This window comes from Psychrobacter sp. AOP5-GZ1-6, assembly GCF_052376345.1.
In the GTDB taxonomy this organism is placed as follows: Bacteria; Pseudomonadota; Gammaproteobacteria; order Pseudomonadales; family Moraxellaceae; genus Psychrobacter.
Map to the genome: position 1 here is coordinate 1 of NZ_JBQSVP010000264.1, position 1,374 is coordinate 1,374.

Consider the following 1,374-nt stretch of genomic DNA (forward strand, 5'->3'; position numbering starts at 1 on the left):
TTATGATAGTCTTTGTGAGTCAGACAAAGCTGCCTGACTCAAGCAATCCACTCTCCGATATAGTCGGGGCGGTTCAAGCCTTCTTTGCGCTCTTTCAATAGTGGCGCTAGCGTCAGATAATTGAGATACGCCTTTAGCGCCTTTAGTGATTCCAAAGCCTGATGCAGCTAGTGCGCCTGCACCTATGATTAGAGGGATGGGCATAGCAAAGTCCTTTGTTGGTTATATCTGAATTATTGGCAGTCGATACTTAACTTGAATCGATTGGCAAACCTCTATATTCAGCGCTATATATTCATCGTAAGGGATAGTAGAAAAACAAACCTGATGCATTGCTTCAATATTGCATATAAGCGGCCTTGACTCATAAATAGTGCAACTTTTACTATCTATATCGAACCATTTACATGTGCCATCACCTCTATCTAAAGCTGCATATATTTCATTTTTATCCAGATTTTGACAGCACCAACCACATTGATTGCAAGGAAACTTCATGATTAATGTACTCTAAGCTGCGCTATCTTCACGTAGATCATTAAGCTTTTGGTTAATTTCAGTGAGTCTGTCATCAATATTATCCAGCGCATCTGTCACAAGCTCTGAATTAGATACTATTTCTTCATCGATTTTATCAAGTTCGTTTTGATTTAAATATGCATTGATACACTCTACAAGCCTTTTACCATAAAAACGAGCGACATCTCCTATCAGATTTATTTTATAATCCTCTATATACAGAGCTTTATCACTTTCGCTGTAGTAGGCTTCTTCGATATCGTTCAATATCTCCCAGTCTTTAGTATCATTTTTTAAATGAAATTGATAACTATTTTGATGTACATGTAAGAAGAGACCAACACCAAAATTTCTAGTAAAGCTTGTGTCGATGATAAAGTCTGCATACGTAGTGTCAATCATATAGTCATTTTTCTCTCTGATAGCACTTGCTTTATCATAAAATTTGGAACTTTCGTCAAAATCCATACTTTCATAAAACCAAACACCTCCGCCTGGATTTTGCGGCAACATTTTTGACTCATCACGGAAGTAATTGTCAAAGAACGTTTTAAATGAAATACTTCCATCATTTTCAAAGTCTATGCTTTCGATATGACTATCAGCGTCCTCTACCACTTTTTCGTTAGAGTGCTTATCTTCTTCAAGTGGCTTATTACTTTTTTGCAAACGCTGTTCTGCTTCTAAATGACCCTTACATACTGCTTTATTATAGTAATAATTAGCTTTGTCTTTATCTATTTCAACTCCTATGCCTTCGCTATAAAAATTACCAAGCTCGTAATGAGCGTCTGCATTATCTTGTTCAGATGCTTTTTGATACCATTCAAAAGCTTTACTATTATCTTGCAATAC

At 36.3% G+C, this 1,374-nt stretch carries 3 protein-coding genes; all 3 read right to left on the reverse strand.

The genetic code is table 11. The features are described 5' to 3' along the window. Positions 1-204, reverse strand: coding sequence for a hypothetical protein (locus ACT3RN_RS15615; protein ID WP_192520966.1), 204 nt, complete (start codon positions 202-204; stop codon positions 1-3). 18 nt (positions 205-222) lie between these two features. Continuing rightward, positions 223-498: a YkgJ family cysteine cluster protein gene (locus ACT3RN_RS15620; protein ID WP_413038469.1), complete on the reverse strand. Its 276-nt coding sequence runs from the start codon at positions 496-498 to the stop codon at positions 223-225. Between the two features lie 12 nt (positions 499-510). Continuing rightward, a partial coding sequence (locus tag ACT3RN_RS15625; RefSeq protein ID WP_444518820.1) for a tetratricopeptide repeat protein occupies positions 511-1,374 on the reverse strand: 864 nt, incomplete at its 5' end.

Coding starts and splice junctions, on each gene's coding strand:
- ACT3RN_RS15615 (WP_192520966.1), bottom strand. CDS start 204: ATGCCCATCCCTCTAATCATAGGTGCAGGCGCACTAGCTGCATCAGGC.
- ACT3RN_RS15620 (WP_413038469.1), bottom strand. CDS start 498: ATGAAGTTTCCTTGCAATCAATGTGGTTGGTGCTGTCAAAATCTGGAT.